Source organism: Streptomyces sp. SN-593 (assembly GCF_016756395.1).
In the GTDB taxonomy this organism is placed as follows: domain Bacteria; phylum Actinomycetota; class Actinomycetes; order Streptomycetales; family Streptomycetaceae; genus Actinacidiphila; species Actinacidiphila reveromycinica.
In genome coordinates, this window is sequence record NZ_AP018365.1 from 2,768,943 (window position 1) to 2,787,593 (window position 18,651).

Annotated in this window: 16 protein-coding genes; 7 read left to right on the forward strand and 9 right to left on the reverse strand. The window is 72.4% G+C overall.

Features of this window, described 5'->3' with window-relative positions:
• The first annotated feature begins 143 nt into the window (after positions 1–143).
• Positions 144–2,216 (forward strand): 4-alpha-glucanotransferase, encoded by a 2,073-nt coding sequence (gene malQ, locus RVR_RS11370; RefSeq protein WP_202233736.1) that lies wholly within the window; start codon positions 144–146, stop codon positions 2,214–2,216.
• A gap of 47 nt (positions 2,217–2,263) precedes the next feature.
• Positions 2,264–2,503 (forward strand): hypothetical protein, encoded by a 240-nt coding sequence (locus RVR_RS11375; RefSeq protein ID WP_202233737.1) that lies wholly within the window; start codon positions 2,264–2,266, stop codon positions 2,501–2,503.
• 170 nt (positions 2,504–2,673) lie between these two features.
• Here RVR_RS11375 and RVR_RS11380 read toward each other — a convergent pair whose 3' ends face one another.
• From RVR_RS11380 to RVR_RS11400, 5 genes are all read right to left on the reverse strand, one after another.
• On the reverse strand, positions 2,674–4,101 hold the full coding sequence (locus RVR_RS11380; RefSeq protein WP_202233738.1) for an alkaline phosphatase family protein: 1,428 nt from the start codon (positions 4,099–4,101) through the stop codon (positions 2,674–2,676).
• Between the two features lie 320 nt (positions 4,102–4,421).
• On the reverse strand, positions 4,422–6,992 hold the full coding sequence (gene pepN, locus RVR_RS11385) for an aminopeptidase N (RefSeq protein WP_202233739.1): 2,571 nt from the start codon (positions 6,990–6,992) through the stop codon (positions 4,422–4,424).
• Between the two features lie 179 nt (positions 6,993–7,171).
• Entirely contained in the window at positions 7,172–7,744 is a 573-nt protein-coding gene (locus RVR_RS11390) for a hypothetical protein (protein WP_202233740.1), read from the reverse strand.
• Positions 7,744–9,570: a hypothetical protein gene (locus RVR_RS11395; protein ID WP_202233741.1), complete on the reverse strand. Its 1,827-nt coding sequence runs from the start codon at positions 9,568–9,570 to the stop codon at positions 7,744–7,746. The genes RVR_RS11390 and RVR_RS11395 overlap by 1 nt, the downstream gene beginning before the upstream one ends.
• Before the next feature lie 160 nt (positions 9,571–9,730).
• Positions 9,731–10,267: an HNH endonuclease gene (locus RVR_RS11400; RefSeq protein WP_103889250.1), complete on the reverse strand. Its 537-nt coding sequence runs from the start codon at positions 10,265–10,267 to the stop codon at positions 9,731–9,733.
• A 293-nt stretch (positions 10,268–10,560) separates the two neighbouring features.
• Here RVR_RS11400 and RVR_RS11405 point away from each other — a divergent pair, with 293 nt between their 5' ends.
• Complete coding sequence (locus tag RVR_RS11405; protein ID WP_202233742.1) at positions 10,561–11,565, forward strand: mechanosensitive ion channel family protein; 1,005 nt, start codon at positions 10,561–10,563, stop codon at positions 11,563–11,565.
• Positions 11,562–12,257: a GNAT family N-acetyltransferase gene (locus RVR_RS11410; RefSeq protein WP_346731446.1), complete on the forward strand. Its 696-nt coding sequence runs from the start codon at positions 11,562–11,564 to the stop codon at positions 12,255–12,257. The genes RVR_RS11405 and RVR_RS11410 overlap by 4 nt, the downstream gene beginning before the upstream one ends.
• Here the strand turns inward: RVR_RS11410 and RVR_RS11415 are convergent.
• From RVR_RS11415 to RVR_RS11425, 3 genes are all read right to left on the reverse strand, one after another.
• Entirely contained in the window at positions 12,176–13,810 is a 1,635-nt protein-coding gene (locus RVR_RS11415; protein WP_237404689.1) for a hypothetical protein, read from the reverse strand. The two genes, RVR_RS11410 and RVR_RS11415, sit on opposite strands and share 82 nt — an antisense overlap.
• Before the next feature lie 397 nt (positions 13,811–14,207).
• Positions 14,208–14,681, reverse strand: coding sequence for a carboxymuconolactone decarboxylase family protein (locus RVR_RS11420; RefSeq protein WP_202233744.1), 474 nt, complete (start codon positions 14,679–14,681; stop codon positions 14,208–14,210).
• A 95-nt stretch (positions 14,682–14,776) separates the two neighbouring features.
• Positions 14,777–15,709: a helix-turn-helix domain-containing protein gene (locus tag RVR_RS11425; RefSeq protein ID WP_202233745.1), complete on the reverse strand. Its 933-nt coding sequence runs from the start codon at positions 15,707–15,709 to the stop codon at positions 14,777–14,779.
• 347 nt (positions 15,710–16,056) lie between these two features.
• On the opposite strand from RVR_RS11425, the gene RVR_RS11430 reads away from it, so the two are divergent.
• From RVR_RS11430 to RVR_RS11440, 3 genes are all read left to right on the forward strand, one after another.
• Positions 16,057–16,941, forward strand: a complete 885-nt coding sequence (locus RVR_RS11430; protein ID WP_202233746.1) for a helix-turn-helix domain-containing protein — start codon at positions 16,057–16,059, stop codon at positions 16,939–16,941.
• 31 nt (positions 16,942–16,972) lie between these two features.
• The gene (locus tag RVR_RS11435; RefSeq protein ID WP_237404690.1) at positions 16,973–17,185 is read left to right on the forward strand and encodes a DUF397 domain-containing protein; all 213 of its coding nucleotides are present in this window, start codon (positions 16,973–16,975) and stop codon (positions 17,183–17,185) included.
• A gap of 142 nt (positions 17,186–17,327) precedes the next feature.
• Entirely contained in the window at positions 17,328–17,726 is a 399-nt protein-coding gene (locus RVR_RS11440; RefSeq protein ID WP_202233747.1) for a DUF397 domain-containing protein, read from the forward strand.
• A gap of 46 nt (positions 17,727–17,772) precedes the next feature.
• On the opposite strand, the gene RVR_RS11445 is transcribed toward RVR_RS11440, so the two are convergent.
• The gene (locus tag RVR_RS11445; RefSeq protein WP_202233748.1) at positions 17,773–18,621 is read right to left on the reverse strand and encodes an SDR family oxidoreductase; all 849 of its coding nucleotides are present in this window, start codon (positions 18,619–18,621) and stop codon (positions 17,773–17,775) included.
• Positions 18,622–18,651: the final 30 nt, after the last annotated feature.

Below are 18,651 nucleotides of genomic sequence, written 5' to 3' on the forward strand. Positions count from 1 at the left end.
CCGAGGATGCCCCGAAAGCGTCCGGAGGAGAGCCCCGGCCGCGCTCCCGGGCGGCCGGCCGCGAGGTGGGACCGCCGGGGCGGGGTAGGAGGGAGGCACCCCGGGGTAGGGGTCTGAGCACGCACTGTGAGGACGGAGGCCCGATGGACCGGGTACGGCTGGCCGGGTTGTACGGGGTGGACGTGACGTACCGCCCGACCGCGGACACGGAGGTGCCCGTCCCGGAGGACACGATCGTGGCGGTGCTGGCCGCGCTCGGGGTGGACGCGAGCACGCACTACGCGGTCAAGGACGCCGTGGCGGCGTACGAGCAGCGGGAGGGCAACCGCCTGCTCGACCCCTGCACGGTGCTGCGGGCCGGGCACGACACCCTGGACGCCGTCCTGGCCCGGCTGCCGCGGGGCAGCGGGCTGACCGTGGCCTCCCGCACCGGCGAACCGCTGGCCGCCGCGCCCACCGCGCCGGGCCGCTACGCGCTGCGCGCCACGACGCCCGACGGCCGCGTCTCCACCGGTGACCTGGTGGTGGCGCCCGAGCGGCTGCCCGGCCCGCCGGAGCGCACCTTCGGCTTCATGGCGCAGCTTTACTCCACGCTGTCCTCGCGCTCCTGGGGCATGGGCGACCTCGCCGACCTCGCCGACCTCGCGGCGTGGTCCGGCCGCACCCTGGGCGCGGGGTTCGTGCAGATCAACCCGCTGCACGCCGCGGTGCCCGGCCACCCCACCGACCCCTCGCCCTACCGCCCGTCGTCGCGGCGCTTCCCCGACCCGGTCTACCTGCGGGTGGAGGAGGTCCCGGAGTATGCCTACCTGCCGACCGGGGCCCGCGAGCAGGTGGCGGGGCTGCTGGCGGAGGCGGCCGTGCTGCGCGACGGCGTGCTGGCGAAGGACGCGCTGATCGACCGGGACGCGGTGTGGGCGCTGAAGGCGCGGGCCCTGGAGGTGCTGCGGGCGGTGCCGCTGAGCCCGGGCCGCCGGGCGGCCTACGCGGACTTCCTCGCCGAGCAGGGCCAGGCGCTGGACGACCACGCCACCTGGTCGGCGCTGGCCGAGCTGCACGGCCCGGACTGGCACGCCTGGCCGCCGGGGCTGCGCGACCCGCGTTCGCCGCAGGTCGCGCGGGCGCGCAGCGAGCTGCTGGAGCGGGTGGACTTCCACGCGTGGCTGACCTGGCTGACCGACGGCCAGCTCGGCGCGGCGCAGCGGTCCGCGCGGGACGCCGGGATGCCGGTCGGGGTGGTGCACGACCTGGCGGTGGGCGTGCACCCGGCCGGTTCGGACGCCTGGTCGATGCAGGACGTGCTGGCCGCGGGCATCTCGGTCGGGGCGCCGCCGGACGCCTTCAACTCCCGCGGCCAGGACTGGGGGCTGCCGCCGTGGCGACCGGACGCGCTGGCGGCGACCGGCTACGCGCCCTACCGCGACCTGGTCGCCCGGATGCTGCGGCACGCCGGCGGCCTGCGGATGGACCACGTGATGGGCCTGTTCCGGCTGTGGTGGGTGCCGCAGGGCCGCCCGCCGACGGAGGGCACGTACGTCCGGTACGACGCGCGGGCGATGCTCGGGCTGCTGGCCCTGGAGGCGTACGAGGCCGGCGCGGTGGTGATCGGCGAGGACCTGGGGACCGTGGAGCCGGGGGTGCGGGAGGAGCTGGCCGACCGGGGGGTGCTGGGCACGTCGGTGCTGTGGTTCGAGCGGGACTACTCCGGGGCGGATCCGGAGCGCCGTCCGCTGGCGCCCTCGGCGTGGCGGGAGGCGTGCCTGGCGACGGCGACCACGCACGACCTGCCGAGCACCGCGGCCCGGCTGACCGGGGAGCACGTCGGGCTGCGGCACCGGCTGGGGCTGCTGGGCCGGCCGCTGGAGGAGGAGCAGGCGGAGGACGCCGCGGAGGTGGCGGAGTGGATCGCGCTGCTGGGGCGGCTGGGGCTGCTGCCGGAGGGCCCGGTGGACGAGGAGGAGGTGGTGAAGGCGGTGCACCGGTTCCTGGCCCGGACCCCGGCGCGGATGGTCGGGGTGTGGCTGCCGGACACCGTCGGCGACCGCCGCCCGCAGAACCTGCCCGGCACCTCCACGGAGTACCCGAACTGGCGGCTGCCGGTCGCCGGGGCGGACGGGCGGCCGGTCACGCTGGAGGAGCTGGCCGCGTCGCCGCGGCTGCACGCCCTCGCCGAGGAGCTGCGCGGGGCGCTCGCGACGCGCCCGACGCGCCTGTAGGGCACCCCGCGCGCACGAGGCGCGGGTGCGGTCACTACATTGACTCCGTGGACAAGAAGCTCACCAAGAAGGTCGTGCGCGCCGGGGTCGTCACCACCGGTACGACGCTGCTGCTGCTGATGTCGTCCCCCGCGTTCGCCCTGACGCGCGACGACGGCGACGATCCGGGCTCCGGCCTGAGCGTGATCCAGACGCTCGGCCTGTTCGTGGCCCTCCCGCTGGTGCTGTTCGGGGTCATCGCCGGCCTGGTCATCGTCACGGACAAGTCCCGCAAGCAGCAGCCCTGACGCCTGACGGCGCCGCCGGCCCACCCTGACGCGCCGCCCCCGGTACGGGAGGCGGCGCGCGGGCGTTGGGCGGGGACGGACCGTTCCCGGCGCGCGGACCCTTTCAGCGGACCCTCTCAGGGGCGCGGGCCCGCTCAGGTGCGCGGGCCCTTTCCGGCACGCGGGCCCGCTCAGGTGTGCGGGCGGTTGCCCTTCTCCTGCTTCGGGAAGCTCTGGTCGGCGCCCGGCAGGGTCGGCTTGGGCAGGGTGGCGACCTCCTGCTCGGCCTCGGCGAGCTGCTCCGCGGTGTTGTCGGGCAGCCGCGGCGGCCTCGGGGCGGTGCTCGCGAAGCGGAACGCCGAGGTGAGGTCGCCGAAGGTGCGGCGGCGCCACTGCGAGATGTTCGGCTCCTCGACGCCGGTGAACCGCTCCAGGAACCGCAGCGACGAGGTGTGGTCGAACGCCTCGCTCGCCACCCATCCCCCGACGGTCCACGGCGAGACGATGATCGCCGGCACCCGGAAGCCCGCGCCGATCGGCAGCCCGTCGATGTACTCGTCCGGGGTGCCGGCCTTGGCGGTCGGCGGCACCACGTGGTCGAAGAGCCCGTCGTTCTCGTCGTAGTTGAGGATGAACGCGGTCTTCGCCCACACCTCGGGGTTGGACGCGATGGCCTCGATCTTGGACGCCACGAAGTCCGCGCCGGCGGCCGGCAGGTAGTCCGGATGCTCGGACTGGTAGCTGGTGGGAAGGATCCACGAGACGGCCGGCAGCCGGTCGTTGCGGGCGTCGTCCTCGAAGGTGCCCTCGGGCTGGAAGACCATCGCCCGGTCGTACAGCGGGTCGCCCGGCTTCGCGTCCTGGAACTGCTGGAACTGCGAGAGCATGTTGGTGCCGTAGTTGTCGGTCTCCTGGTAGACCTTCCAGTCCACGCCGGCCGCCTGGAGGCGCTCGGCGTAGGTGGTCCAGCGGTAGGGCGTGGGCGCCACGTTGCTGATCACCGGGCCGCCCTTGGTGCCGCCCGGGTCCACGGTGCCGGTCATCCAGTACAGCCGGTTGGGCCAGGTCGGGCCCATCATCGAGCAGTAGTAGTTGTCGCAGATGGTGAAGGTCTCCGCGAGCGCGAACTGGAACGGGATGTCCTCGCGCGTGTAGTAGCCCATCACGTAGGGGCCGTTGGCGCCGTCGGCCGCGCGGTGGGCGGGCAGCCACTGGTCCATCGCGCCGCCGTTCCACGCCTGGTGCTGCACCGCGTAGGCGTGGCTGGTGGAGGGGATCGCCTGGGCGCTGGTGCTCTTGGTGTCCAGGTGGAAGGGGAGGGTGTAGCCGTCGGGGTTCTCGGCGTCGGGCTGGTAGAAGACCGAGCGGCCGGTGGAGAGCTTCTTCGCGTGCGGGTCGTTGAAGCCGCGCACACCGGACAGGGTGCCGAAGTAGTGGTCGAACGACCGGTTCTCCTGCATCAGCATGACCACGTGCTCGATGTCGCGCAGCGAACCGCCGCGCGGCGGGCCGGCGGCGACCGCCTTCTGCACGCTCGGCGGGAGCAGGGACAGCGCGGCCGCGCCGCCCACCGCTCCGGCCGCCGATCCGAGGAGTCTGCGACGCGTCAACTCGGCCATGAACGTTCCTCCTTGAGCTGTCGGCGGGGCACCCTTGCCGGAGGCCCCACGGCAGCCTGAAGGGTGGGAGGCGTGGGTCGATGGGGGCCGCCGGTGAACACGTGGCCAACGTGCAGGTAGCAGTTGGCCACATCTTTACCTGCGTTACCGTCCCGCCACTCCCGTCACACCGGTTCGTTCACCTGAGCGCCGCGCCGGGCCCCGCGCAACGCGGCCGCCGGGTACGGCCGACGGAGTCCCGCCGGCCGCCTACGCGGACACGGCGGTGCCCCGGCCCGAGGGGACCGGGGCACCGCCGGAGGAACGCGTGCGGGGGGTGGTTACGACGCGGCGGCCTCGTCCGCGGCCTGCGCCTTCAGGGCCCGCTCGACGCCGGAGCGGGACTCCACCACCAGCCGGCGCAGCGCCGGCACCGGCTCGGCCGAGGCCAGCCACGCGTCGGTCGCGTCGAGGGTCTGCTGCGAGATCTGGAGCCACGGGTACAGGCCGACCACGATCTGCTGCGCCATCTCGTAGCTGCGCGAGTCCCACACCTTCTTGACCGACGCGAAGTACCGCTCGGCGTAGGGGGCGAGCAGGTCGCGCTGGTCGCTCTGCACGAAGCCCGTGATGACGGCGTCCTGCACCGCGTTGGGCAGCTTGTCCTCGTCGACGACCGACGCCCAGACGGCCTGCTTGTTCTCCTCGTCGGGGCGGGCGGCGCGGGCCGCGGCGGCATGCTGCTCGCCGGCGGAGGTGGGGTCGCGGACCAGCTCGGCGTCGATGGCGTCGTCACCGGCCCTGCCGGTCGCGGCCAGCCGGGTCAGCAGCACCCAGCGCAGCTCGGTGTCCACCGCGAGGCCGTCGTAGGAGCGGGTGCCGTCGAGCAGCCCCTGGAGGATGTCGAGTTGCTCGGGCGTGCGGGCGGTGCCGGCGAAGGCGCGGGCCCAGGCGAGCTGGTGGTCGCTGCCGGGCGCGGCGGCCTCCAGGTGCTCCAGCGCCGCCCGCGTCCAGCGCTCCACGCCGGTCTCCCGCCACTGCGGCGCGACGTACGCGTCCAGGGCCAGCTTGACCTGGCGGTGCAGCGACTGCACCACGCCGATGTCGCTCTCCTTGCCGATGCCGTGCAGCACCAGCTCCAGGTAGTCGCGCGCGGCCAGCTCGCCGTCGCGCGTCATGTCCCAGGCTGCCGCCCAGACCAGCGCGCGCGGCAGCGACTCGGTGAAGTCGCCGAGGTGGTCGCGGACCACAGCCAGCGAGCGCTCGTCCAGCCGGATCTTGGCGTACGACAGGTCGTCGTCGTTGAGCAGGAAGACGTCCGGGCGGGGCGTGCCGACCAGTTCGGGCACCTCGGTGCGGGCGCCGTCGACGTCCAGCTCGATCCGGCGGGTGCGGGACAGCACGCCGTCCACGAGGTCGTAGGCGCCGATCGCGATGCGGTGCGGGCGCAGCACCGGCTCGCCCTTGGCGCCGGCCGGCAGCGCGGGCGCCTCCTGGCGCACCGCGAAGGAGGTCACGGTGCCGTCGGCGTCGACCTCGATCTCCGGGCGCAGCACGTTGATGCCGGCGGTCTCCAGCCACGCCTTCGACCAGGACTTCAGGTCGCGCCCGGAGGTCTCCTCCAGCGCGCCCAGCAGGTCGGACAGGCGGGTGTTGCCCCACGCGTGCCGCTTGAAGTACTGCTGCACGCCGGCGAAGAACTCGTCCATGCCGACGTAGGCGACGAGTTGCTTGAGGACGGAGGCGCCCTTGGCGTAGGTGATCCCGTCGAAGTTGACCAGGACGTCTTCCAGGTCGTTGATCTCCGCCATGATCGGGTGCGTGGAGGGCAGTTGGTCCTGCCGGTACGCCCAGGTCTTCATGCTGTTGGCGAAGGTGGTCCAGGAGTGCGGCCACTTCGAGCCGGGGGCGTGCGCCTGGCAGGCGATGGAGGTGTAGGTGGCGAACGACTCGTTGAGCCAGAGGTCGTTCCACCACTCCATGGTGACCAGGTCGCCGAACCACATGTGGGCCAGCTCGTGCAGGATGGTCTCGGCGCGCAGCTCGTAGGACGAGTCGGTGACCTTGGAGCGGAAGACGTACTGGTCGCGGATGGTGACCGCGCCGGCGTTCTCCATGGCGCCCGCGTTGAACTCCGGCACGAAGAGCTGGTCGTACTTGGGGAACGGGTACGGGTGCGCGAACTTGTCGTGGAACCAGTCGAAGCCCTGCCGGGTGACGGCGAAGATCTCCTCGGCGTCCAGGTGCTCCACGAGGGAGGGCCGGCAGTACACGCCGAGCGGCACGCTCTGGCCGTCGCCCTCCCAACTGCTGTGCACCGACGCGTACGGGCCGACAATGAGCGCCGTGACGTAGGAGGAGATGCGCGGGGTGGGCGCGAAGACCCACACGCCGTCCTCGGGCACCTCGGGCGTCGGCGAGTTCGACACGACGGTCCAGCCGGCCGGCGCCTTGACGGTGAAGGCGAAGGCGGCCTTCAGGTCGGGCTGCTCGAAGCTGGCGAAGACCCGCCGCGCGTCCGGCACCTCGAACTGCGTGTACAGGTACGCCTGCTTGTCCACCGGGTCGACGAAGCGGTGCAGGCCCTCGCCGCTGTTGGTGTACGCGCAGGTCGCGACGACGCGCAGTTCGTTCGCCCCGGCGGGCAGGTCGTCGAGGGCGATCCTGGAGTCGGCGAAGACGCGCTCGGGGTCGAGCGCGGTCCCGTTGAGCACCACCTCGTGCACGGTCGGGGCGACGAGGTCGATGAAGCTCGAACCGGGCTCGCGCACCTCGAAGCGCACGGTGGTGACCGAGCGGAAGGTCCCGCCGTCCTGGGCACCGCGCAGGTCCAGCTCGATGTCGTACGCATCCACGCCGAGCAGGCGCGCACGCTCCTGCGCCTCCGCACGCGTGAGGTTCGTACCAGCCACGACGGCCCTCTCCTTCGCTTCCGAACGTGTCGACGGACGTGTCGACCGGATCGATCCGGATATCGATCACCCGGGTCCCGCTCACCGGATCTCCCCCGATGGCACGCCCATCCTCGCACGTATCGCCGCGGCCCCGCGGAGCCGCCGTGGCCTGCGGCGCCGCGGGTCGCGGGGGTGCGTCAGTCGGCGGAGGGGAAGGTCGTGGGAACCGGGGACGCCGACGCGTCGGCGTCCTTGTACTGGTCCCAGTCCGAGTTGAAGGAGTAGCCGTCGGAGACGGTGTCCTTGGCGGCGCCGACATCGACGCAGCCGCTCTCGACCTGGAGGGCCGTCGTGGGCCCGGCCCCGACGCTGGGCAGCTCCAGTTCGACGGTGATCCCGCTCTTCTCGGCCGATCTGCCGTCCTCGCTCGGGGTGAGGTGCCACCCGGCAGCCGCCAACTGGTCCGCCACCGTCTGCTCCAGCGACGCGTAGGTCATCTTCTTGTCGGACGTGGCCCTTATCAGGGCGCGCACGACGTACTGCACCGAAGAGGAACCGCTTTTGCCGCACGACGTGAAGTAGCCGGCGCCGCCGGAGGTGGACGCGGGGGCGTCGAGGGAGTTGTAGAGCTTCCAGTAGACGGCGGCCGTCTCCTTGCGGGTCTGGTTGGCGCGTTCCTTGCCCTTTTCGGCGTTCACCCCACCGCTGGAGCAGGCAGCGGCCGACACCACGACCACGGCACACACCGCCGGCAACCACTTGTACCTCATCAGTCTCCCGCCAGGTCCTGACCGTCGTGGCGACCGAGGTCGCGTTGGATGAAAGGTCCTCCCTGGGCGATGACCTTGCCCACCGCCGGGTCCTTGAGCCAGGCATTGTAGGCGGTTCTTTCCTTCGCCTGCTGTGCCGCCGAGCCCGAAATTCGCAGGTTTCCGTCCGCGTCGATGAATTCGGGGCAGCCGTATTCCTGCGCGTACTCCTTCGGGTCGCCCGTCCAGGTGATGCCGTCGGACGTGGTGACCGGCGGGAACTTTCCGTGCTCCCGGTAGTAGTCCTTGGCCGAGGACTCCCAGTCGTGGCCCCAGCTGATCTGTCCGGGGTCCTTCGGCGCCGGGGCCGAATCGCTGGGCCAGTGGTCGATCCCCAGGTCGATGATGTTCTTCACCCCGTCCACGGCCTCGGACTTGAGGGTCCCCTGCGGGTCGAGGGAGAAGTCGATCGCCATCGAGACGCCCAGCTTGGCGTTGTCCTTGAAGCTGTTCTGCCACTTCCCCTTCCCGTCCTTGTAGTCCTGCGCCTCCTGCTGGTAGACGTTGTGCGCCTCCTGCGAGAAGAACCCCTCCAGTACGCCCGCGCCGTGGACGGCCACCGCGTCGTCCGGATTGTCCCGGGCCAGCTCGTCGGCCTGCTGCGCGGCGAACGCGTAGAGCTTTCCGCCCGCCTCCGGGTTGAGCATTCCCTCGCCGGTGAACGCCTGCCATTCCTCCGACGAGGCGGTCACGTGCCCGGGCCCGAGGTCGATGTGGACCGGGTCGGTCAGGGACGACTGGAGGTCGGAGAAGTAGTACGCGATGTCCTGGTCGAAGACGCCCTGGATCTCCTCGTGCGTGTGGTTGTCCGGGTTCTTCGCGTAGTACTGGATCAGCTTGGTGGTGTTGTCGGCGGCCATGTCCGCGTCGGCGCCCGGGCCGGGGATGGTGCCCGCCTTGACCACCTCGGCGAACGCCCCGGCCTGGTCGTCGGGCAGTCCGCCGTGGTGGTCGGAGTCGCCCTTCATCCACTCCGGGATGTAGGCCATGTCGTCGTGCAGGAACCGCGTGGCCGCCGCCGGGTCCGCGGCCAGCGCCGGCCAGATCGCCTTGCCGTACATGTAGTTGCCCGGCGCGAGGCTCTGCTTGCCGAGGTCGACGAGGACGTCCGAGGGGAAGGTGGCGTACGGCACGAGGCCCGCCAGTAGCTGGATGTTCTCGACCTTCTCCTCCTTGAAGCCCGTCGACTCCTTGAGGTCGAAGCCGTTGCGCATGGCGGTGGCCACCACGGTCGCCAGCGTGGTGATGCCCACCTTGCTGTCCTCATGGTCCGGGTCGGCGGCGAACGACTCCTGCTCCAGCTCCTGGAGCCTGGTCGGGCCCAGCGCGTCGGCCGCCGCCTTGCAGTAGTCCGGGTCGAACTCGTTGGCCTGGAGCCGCTTGTAGTACTCCTGGGCCGAGATCTTGCCGTCCTTCCACTGCTGGGCGTCGTCCTGCGCGCCCTTCTGCGCGGCGGCCGTGGTCGGGTAGTTGCCGAGGGAGGACGCCCCGGCGCCGACCATGCCGGTGCTGCCGAACTGCTGCTGCTCCTTGGCCCCGTCCACCGCCAGGCTGTGCCGGCGTTGCAGCATCGGCACCTGGTCCTGGGCCCAGGTGAAGTGCGTGTTGATCTTGGTCAGGCGGCTGGTGTCCAGGCCGATCCGGTTGGCCTGGCCCATCCAGCCGTTGACCAGGGAACGCGCGCTGCCGTCGTCGCCGGCCCGGCTCTTGATCGAACCGATCATGTCCCAGAGCTTCTGCGGGTCGATCCCGCTGAAGTCCCCGCCCCCGTCGTCCGGTCGTACCACGTGTCCCCCTCGGCTGCTCCGCCTTGGTCGGTTCGACCCCCCCGTTGCTGGGCGGCATCTTGCCAACCGGGCAGAGCGGCGTCCACGGGACGGGGACCGGCCGCCGGCTTTGTTGCACAGTTGTCGAACGACCCGGCCCCGAACACACGAAAGCCCGGTCTCAGGCTGATATGCCGTCGATCCGGGCCAGGGCGTCGTCCGCGCCGAAGGGTTGCAGGTATGGCAGCCACCTCGGGTCCCGATGTCCGGTCCCGATGATCCGCCAGGCCAGCCCCGACGGTGGGGCCGGTTGATGGCGCAGCCGCCATCCGAGCTCGGCGACGTGGCGGTCCGCCTTCACGTGGTTGCAGCGTCTGCACGCCGCAACCACGTTGTCCCAGGCGTGCTGGCCGCCGCGGCTGCGCGGGATGACGTGGTCGACGCTGGTGGCGGCGGCCCCGCAGTACGCGCACTTGCCGCCGTCCCGGGCGAACAGCGCCCGCCGGGTGAGCGGCACCGTGCCCCGGAAGGGGACGCGGACGAACTTGGTGAGTTTCACGACACTCGGCGCGGGCAGCGCCTGGGTCTCGCTGTGCAGGTAGGCGCCGGATTCCTCCAGGCACACGGCCTTGTTGTTGAGCACGAGGATGAGCGCGCGGCGTAGCGGTACGACGCCGAGTGGCTCGTACGACGCGTTCAGTACCAGGACATGCGGCACGGATGCCTCCTTAGGCGCCGGCGGCGCGTGGCTCGCGCCGGGACGATCTGGCCTCAGTCTCTCCGGAATGCGGTGCACCGCGCCACCATGCCCGGGTAACGGACCGAAGGTGTTTTGGACCACACTCGGGCCTCCTCCCGCCCCCGGTCCCTGCTGGGACAACGCCGCCGCACCCTCCATACATCCCCCGTTCGGCGGCCTTCCGCTCCTCCGACGTGCAACGAGACGGCATCGTTCACAGCTTTTCCGCGCCGTTACATTGGAGGCTTCGCACCCCGACGGAGGTCTCGTTCGTGTCCAGCCCGACCCCGCAGCCCCAGAACACCGCGCCGTTCGCCGAGGTCCCCCGTTCGGCGGCACAGGCCAGTAGCTGGGTGGACGACAACTGGGCGAACTGGCTCACCTCGGGCCTGCGCATCCTGCTGATCATCGCGATCGCGGTGGTACTCCGTTCGGTGGTGCGCAAGACGATCAGCCGGCTGATCGAACGGATGAACCGGGGCGCCGAGGTCGCCGCGAACACCGCGCTGGGCGGGCTGCTGGTCAACGCCGAGCGGCGCCGGCAGCGCAGCGAGGCGATCGGGTCGGTGCTGCGCAGCGTGGCCTCGTTCCTGATCCTGGGGACCGCGGCGCTGACCGTGCTGTCCGTGCTGAAGATCAACCTGGCGCCGCTGCTGGCCAGCGCGGGTGTGGCCGGGGTCGCGATCGGCTTCGGCGCCCGCAACCTGGTGACGGACTTCCTCTCCGGTGTGTTCATGATCCTGGAGGACCAGTACGGGGTCGGCGACGTGATCGACGCGGGCGTGGCGACCGGCACCGTGGTGGAGGTCGGCCTGCGGGTCACGAAGCTGCGCGGCGACGGCGGCGAGATCTGGTACGTCCGCAACGGCGAGGTGAAGCGGATCGGCAACCTCAGCCAGGGCTGGGCCACCGCGGTGGTGGACGTGCAGGTGGGCGCGGGCGAGAACCTGGACCGGGCGCGCGGGGTGATCGCGGCGGCCGCGGACGACATGGCCAAGGAGACGCCCTGGGACGAGCGGCTGTGGGAGCCGGTGAAGGTGCTCGGCCTGGAGTCGGTCGCCGCGGACTCCGTGGTGCTCCAGGCCCAGGCCCGCACCATGCCGGGCCAGGCCGGGAGCGTCTCGCGCGAGCTGCGCTGGCGGATCAAGCAGGCGTTCGTCCGCGAGGGCATCGAGATCACGGGCGGGCCGGGCACCGTGGTGCCGGCCCAGGCCGTGACCGTGGAGGACGACGCGCCGGCCGCGGCGGCCGAGCGGACCGGCGGTGACAACGAGTGAGCGCCACCGACGGCAGGACGGCCACGGGCAGGACGGCTACGGGCGAGGGCACGGGTACGACGACGGGCGCGGGCGCGGGCCCGGCCGCGGGCACCGGCACCGATACGGTCCCCGGTCCGCGTACGGCCGGGGCCGGCTGGTCGCTGCGGCCCGCGACGGCGGCCGACGTCGAGACGGTGGCCGAGCTGAAGGCCGTGGTCATGCGCGCGGACCTGGAAAGGCTCGGGCGCTACGACGACCACCGGGTGCGGCAGCGGCTGCGGGACGGCTTCTCCCGCGACCACACCTCGGTCATCATGGCGGGCGCCGACGTCGCCGGGTCGGTCACCTTCCGGTCGGCGGGCGACGGCTCGCGCGTCCTGGAGCACTTCTACCTCGCCCCCGGCCACCAGGGACGCGGACTGGGCACCTCGGTGCTGCGGGCGCTGCTGGCCCGGGCGGACCGGGAGGGCGCCGCCACCCGGCTGACCGTCCTCCAGGGCAGTACCGCCCGCCGCCTGTACGAGCGGCACGGCTTCACCGTCGAGTCCGAGGACCCGATCGACGTCTTCATGGTCCGCCCGCCGTCACCGCCCCCGGGCACGCGCCCCCCGGAACCCGGGGACGGCGCTCAGTGCCGCGGGGCCGCCCCCGCCGACGGAACGAGCGCGGAGGTCACGGTCATCGGGCCGTCGGTGAACGCCGTCAGGTAGAGGTGCTGGTGCGCCGGGAAGGCGCGGTAGCCGCCGGGGGGCCGCAGGCGGTAGGTGGTGGCGGCGTGCGGGCCCAGGGTGCGCGGGCCCGCCTCGACGGTCCACCACGCGGACGAGCCCTGGCCGCTGCGCGAGGCGAAGTGCGGGGTCAGCGCGACGGACCCCCGGTTGGCCACCCGGACCGTCACGGCCGTCAGCCCGTGGTGCGCGCGGGCGAGCCGCGGGACGACCGTCATCGACAGCGGCGGCGGGCTCGCGGCGGCCACGCCGACGCAGGCCACCGCGGGAACCAGCAGCCCGCCCAGCACCGCCGCCTTCGCGCGGCGGCCGCGCAGGGCCGCCGGCAGCCGCGGCTGCCAGGCGCCGGCCAGCGCCGAGGCGGGCACCGTGGCCAGCGCGGCCAGCCACAGCGGGGTGAGCATCAGGAAGTACCCGTCCTGGGAGCGGGTGGCGAAGTAGAACGACGCCCAGGGCAGCACCGCGACCGCGGGCCCGAGCCGCCGCACGAACAGGCAGGTCGCGGCGAGCAGCCCGAGCAGGAGCAGCACGCTGCCGTAGGAGTAGAAGCTCAGCCGGCTGCTGCCGTCGGTGAAGTAGTACGAGATGTCCACGACGCCCTGCCCGTGCAGGATCGCGTTCTGCGTCAGGGGCAGCAGGATGCCGTGCAGCCAGTCCACCGGGTCCTGGGCGGCGACGTAGGCGTTCAGCAGGCTCCAGGACAGCAGGGCGGTGCCGGCGTAGCGGGCGGTGACGGCGAGGGCGCCGCGCCCGCCCAGCTCGCCGCGCCGCACCGCGTACAGGGCGACCAGCAGGAACGGGGTGAGGAACCAGGCGAGCTGCTGGGAGGCGCAGGCGCCGCCGAGGCAGAGCGCGCGCACCACCCCGGAGCGTCCCAGCCGCCCGCCGGCGCCGGTCTCCGGCCAGCGGACCACGACCGGGACCAGCAGGGCGAAGACGAGCATGGCGGGGTAGCCCGCGCGGGCGTACTGCGGCAGCAGGTCGAAGCCGAGGCAGACCGCGGTAGCCGCTGACCGCCAGGGCGCGGGCAGCATCAGCCACAGCAGCACCGCGCCGGCCATCAGGGCGCCGGTGGTGACCAGGGTGGCCGCGGCGGTGCTGTGCACCACCAGGTGCACGGGCGCGGCGAGCAGCGCGGTCAGCGGCGGGTAGCCGTAGGTGTAGTCGGCGCCGCCTCCCATGGTCTTGGTGAGCGCGATGCCGGAGTGCCCGAACAGCCACGGCCACGGCTGGCCGTAGATCGGCCGACCCTGGTCGAGGGCGTGGGCCGCCTGGGCGGTCAGCACGCCCTCGTCGGCACCGGCGTGGTGCAGCGCGTAGCGGCAGGCCACCAGGAGGAGGGCGATCAGCAGGACGCCGGCGTCCACCCGGACCAGCGCGCGGCGGGTCCGCACGGCGCAGGCCGCCACGCCGGCGACCAGGATTCCGGCGTAGCAGGCCGAGACGACGGCGGCGAGCGGCGGGTGCGTGCCCATCGCCTCGGTCCAGGTGCCGCGGGTGCCGATGAAGAGGCTGACGGTCCCGATCAGGGTCATCCCGCGGTGCCACTGGGCGGGGGCGGCGGCCCCGCTTGGCGCCGCGTCCCCCGTGGTCCTCGCCGCCCCGGTCCCCGCCGGCGCCGGCCCCTCCCCGGTGGGGGCCGGCGCCGGGTCCGCCGGTTCCGGTGGCCGCTGCGCCACCGCCCCGCCGCCCGCGTACGCGCCTGCGTCCATACCGACCGTCCCCCTCCCCCGCCCCGCCGCCCGCCGGGGTTCCGGCGGGACGGCGCGGACGCGCGCCTACTGGTGTGGAGGGCCGCCGGGCTCCCGGCGTTGCACCGGTCCGGCGCGGAATTCCCCCGACAAGGACGACCACGCGAGGTGCGTCCGGGTTGTCCTCCCGGCCGGTTACGGATGGGTGAACTCTCGTCGGCGCGGGGATATGCGGGCGCGGTCAGCCGAGGTGGCCCGGGGTGTAGGAGCCCGCGGGCTGGCGGACGATGACGTTCACGCGGTTGAAGGCGTTGATGACGGCGATGGTGGTGATCAGCGCGACGAGCTGGTCCTCGTCGTAGTGCTTCGCGGCGTCGGCCCACGCCTCGTCCGTGACGCCGCCCGCCGCGTCGGCGATCCGGGTGGCCTGCTCCGTCAACTCCAGGGCGGCGCGCTCGGCCTCGGTGAAGACGGTGGCCTCGCGCCAGGCCGCGACCAGGTTGAGCCGGACCGCGCTCTCGCCCGCGTGGGCGGCCTCCTTGGTGTGCATGTCCGTGCAGGCCCCGCAGCCGTTGATCTGGCTGGCGCGGAGCCTCACCAGTTCCAGGGTGGCGACCGGTATCGAGGAGGTCTCCGCGATCCGGCCGGCCGTGACGAGGGGGGTGATCGCCTTGGTGGCGAGAGCGTTGCCCGCGAGATGCAGTCGAGCGTCCATGGTGGGTGTCCCTGCCTTCGCTGTCGTGTGGTGCGCGTGCACCCTTCCGACGGAGCGGCGCCCCGAAACGTGACACGCGTACCCGTCGGCGCAGGTCAGCGCCCCCGCGCGGGCTCGACCTCCCGCTGCCCCTCCGCGTCCTGCGCGCCCTCCGCGTCCCGCCCGCACGCCCGCCCGTCCTCCCGCTCGTACGCCGCCGCGGTCGTCTCGATCAGCCGCAGCGACGCCTCCGGGGGCAGCGCGGCGCCCGCCAGCAGGTCGTGGGTGAGCTGCATCAGGCTCGTCGTGGCCGGCTCGCTGAGCGGTGCGCCCGTCTGGTGCGCGGTGAAGTGCCCGAGCGGCAGCTCCTCCGCGAACGTCATCAGCCGCAACGCCCCGTCGGTCGCGGTCGGATGCGGGGTCGCCGTCAGCGGCAGCACGTTCAGGGCGATCCGCTGCCGCCGCACCAGGTCGGCGAGGTGGCGCAACTGCCCGGCCATCACCGCCGGTCCGCCCAGCGGCCTGCGCAGCGCGGTCTCCCCCACCACCGCGCTGTAGCGCGGCCCGAGCGGGTCCAGCAGCACCGGCGTCCGCGACAGCCTCGCCTCCCAGCGGTGCCGGACCGTACGGTCGGCCAGCACCGGCGCGTACGCCTCCGCGACCGCCCGCGCGTACGCGTCCGTCTGCAACAGGCCCGGCACCAGCGCCGCGTCCCACTCCCGGATGGCCGTCGCCAGCCACTCCCACTCCGCCAGCGGGGAGAGCCGCCCGGGCGGCGGGGCGGACCGGGCCGCCTCGATGTTCCGCTCGAAGAAGTCGCCGGTGTCCAGGAGTTGGTCGACCGCGCTCGTCAACTCGTCCGGCAGCCGCCGCTCCCCCTGTTCGATCCTCGCCAGGAACGACATCTCGATGTGCAGCTTCGCGGCCAGCTCCACGAGGCTCAGCCCGGCCCGTTCCCGGTAATACCGCAACTCCGCGCCGTACAGCGACCGCGCCGAGAGCGTACGGTCCAACTTCCGTGACGCGAAGCGTCCTGGATTCACGGACATGGGGTTTCTCCTCCGTTTTCCCTTGCGCCGTCCGGGCTCCACCCACCCGAGCGGTCGGAATTCCCGCGCCGAGAACTACGCGTAATTACGCGAACGAAGCGGAAGGTGGGTGCCCTTGGGGCGGCGTGGCCAATCGTGGCTGGCGAGGGCGGTGCGGAACCGCGTCCTCACCGCCCCCACTACATTGGCGCGCACGAGCCCTCCGCCGCAATCGAATCTGCGGTGAAGCTTCCGGAGAGCCGTTATTGGTATATGCAGAAACCCGAACAAACGCCTTCCGGGCTCGTGCTAGGACTGCAACAATCCACACAGCGCACCCGGCGCACGCAACATAAACGGAGGACAGGGTGGCAGCGAAACTCGGAGCAACAGGACGGCGCCTGGAACTCGGCCTACGGCTGCGCAGTATCCGGGAGAGCATCATCGTGAACGGCCGACCGATGACGCGGACCATGGCCGCCCAGGGCACGAAGGTCTCCGAGGCCGCGCTGCAACGCATCGAGACGGGCGCGATCAACTTCCGCAACGCGGGCGACCTCCGCAGGCTTCTCGCCAAGTACGGAGTGGACGACGAGGAAGTCATCGAAAGTCTGGTCGAGTTGAACCGCGACGCGACCAACCAGGACTGGGTGACGCGGTACCGGGGCAACCTGCTCCCGGCGATGAAGGGCTTCGTCGGCATCGAGGCGGAGGCCCAGGAGATCCGGATCTACCAACCGGCGGTCGTGCACGGCCTGCTCCAGACGGAGGCGTACGCGCAGGCGATCTTCGATCTGGAGCGGCCGGTCGAAGAGACCACGAGCGAGTTCATCGCGAACAACGTGGCCTTGCGGATGGAACGCAAGGAGCGGGTCATCGCGCGCAGGCCCGAACCGGTGCGCTTGTGGGTCATCCTGGCCGAGTCGGCGCTGCGGTACGTTGTCGGTTGTCCCGCTACCATGCGCAGCCAGTACGAAGAAATCACCAGGCTGTCAAAGTTGGATCACGTGACCATCCAAGTCCTGCCCATGCACAGCCGGGGGTACCGCTCAAGGAGCGACCTGGTCGTCATCGAGTTGCACGGCGGTCTGCCCCCGATGGTCCAGGTGGACAACGCTTGGGGAGGGGTCTCGACCTCGGACAAGCCCAAAGAAGTAGCGCGGTTCAACCGCAAGTTCAACCAGATGATCTCTTCCGCACTACCCTCGGAGGAGACGCCCGACTTCATGCAGCGGCTAGCACGAGAGGTGTAAAGCCATCAACACGCACATCACCGCCCCCGAGTTGGCGCCCGACAGCGCCTGGCACAAGTCGTCCTACAGCGGCGGCTCCGGCGACAGTTGTGTCGAGGCCGCCGACGTGACGGCAACCCATGGCGGCATCGGCGTCCGCGACTCCAAGGACCCCCAGGGGCCCGCCCTCCTCTTCACCCCCACGGAGTGGACCTCCTTCGTCGCCCTCCTCCGCACCGGCACCGCCGACTTCGGCACCGTCTGACACCGGGACGGGCGCACCACGCACCGGGCGGGCCTCCCCACCGCCAAGGGGAGGCCCGCACGTTGTCGCGTTCTGCCCTCGTGCCGGCACGCGCGGGCCTGGCACGGTCGAAGCACCCGCTCCCGTACCCACGAGGAGAACCATGACCGCGCGGACCTACACCGCTCCCGAGCTCGCGCCGGACCACGCCTGGCGGAAGTCGTCCCACAGCGGCGGCTCCGGCGACAACTGCGTCGAGATCGTCACCCTCTCCGCATCCCAACTGGCCCCTGACCACGACTGGTTCAAGTCCTCCCACAGCGGCGGCACCGGCAACAACTGCGTCGAGATCGCCCACGTCCCGACGGACGCCCCCTGGGCGAAATCGTCGTACAGCGGAGACACGGGCAACAGCTGCGTCGAAGTCGCCGCCTCGCCCCACCTCGTCGGCGTCCGCGACTCCAAGGACCCCCAGGGGGCCGCCCTCCTCTTCACCCCCACGGAGTGGACCTCCTTCGTCGCCCTCCTCCGCACCGGCACCGCCGACTTCGGCACCGTCTGACACCGGGACGGCGCGCCACGCCCCGGGCCGACAGGGCGTACCGGGCTCAGGCGTCGTCGGCGTCGGTGCTCGCGGCGGCGGCCTCCTGGGGCTCCACCTGGGCGAGGCGGGCGCGGAGGGCGGCGGTGGAGGCCGCGTAGGAGTCGCTGCCCAACACCAGGCGGAGCGGGGCGGGTCGCTCGTCGGCGCTCGCGATGATGCGGTCCGCCATCTTCCCCGGGTCGCCGATCACGGGGACGGTGGCGGCGACCCCGTCCCGGAACTGGCGGACGAACGCGGCCGGCGTACCGTCGTAGGCCGCCAGCGGCTCGCTGAGCCGGAGGTTGCCGCGGGCGAACTCGGTGCGGGCGCCGCCGGGTTCGACCAGCGTCACCTCGATCCCGAACGGGGCGACCTCCTGCGCCAGGGCCTCCATGAACCCTTCGACGCCCCACTTGGTCGCATGGTAGAGCGAGGCGCCGGCGTGGGCCGCGAGCCCGGCGACCGAGGAGATCTGGATGATCCGGCCGCCGCCCTGGGCCCGCAGGTGCGGCAGGGCGGCGCGGGCGGTCTGGATCGCGCCGAGCAGGTTCGTGCCGACCTGGTGGTGGACCTGCTCGTCGCTGAGCTCCTCGGCCGCGCCGAAGAGGCCGTAGCCGGCGTTGACCACCACGACGTCGATCCGGCCGAGTGCGGCGAAGGCGGCGTCCACGACCTCGCGGACCCGCGGCAGGTCGGTGACGTCGAGGTGGTCGACGCGGAAGCGGTCGCCGTGGCGGGAGCGCAGGTCGTCCACCGAGCCGTCGCGGCGGACCGTGCCGGCGACGCGGTCACCCGCCGCGAGCAGCCGCTCGGCCAGTGCGCGGCCGAACCCGCTGTTGACCCCGGTGATGAACCATGTGCGTGCAGTCGTCATGCTCCGATCCTCGGGAGCGGGGCGGATGCC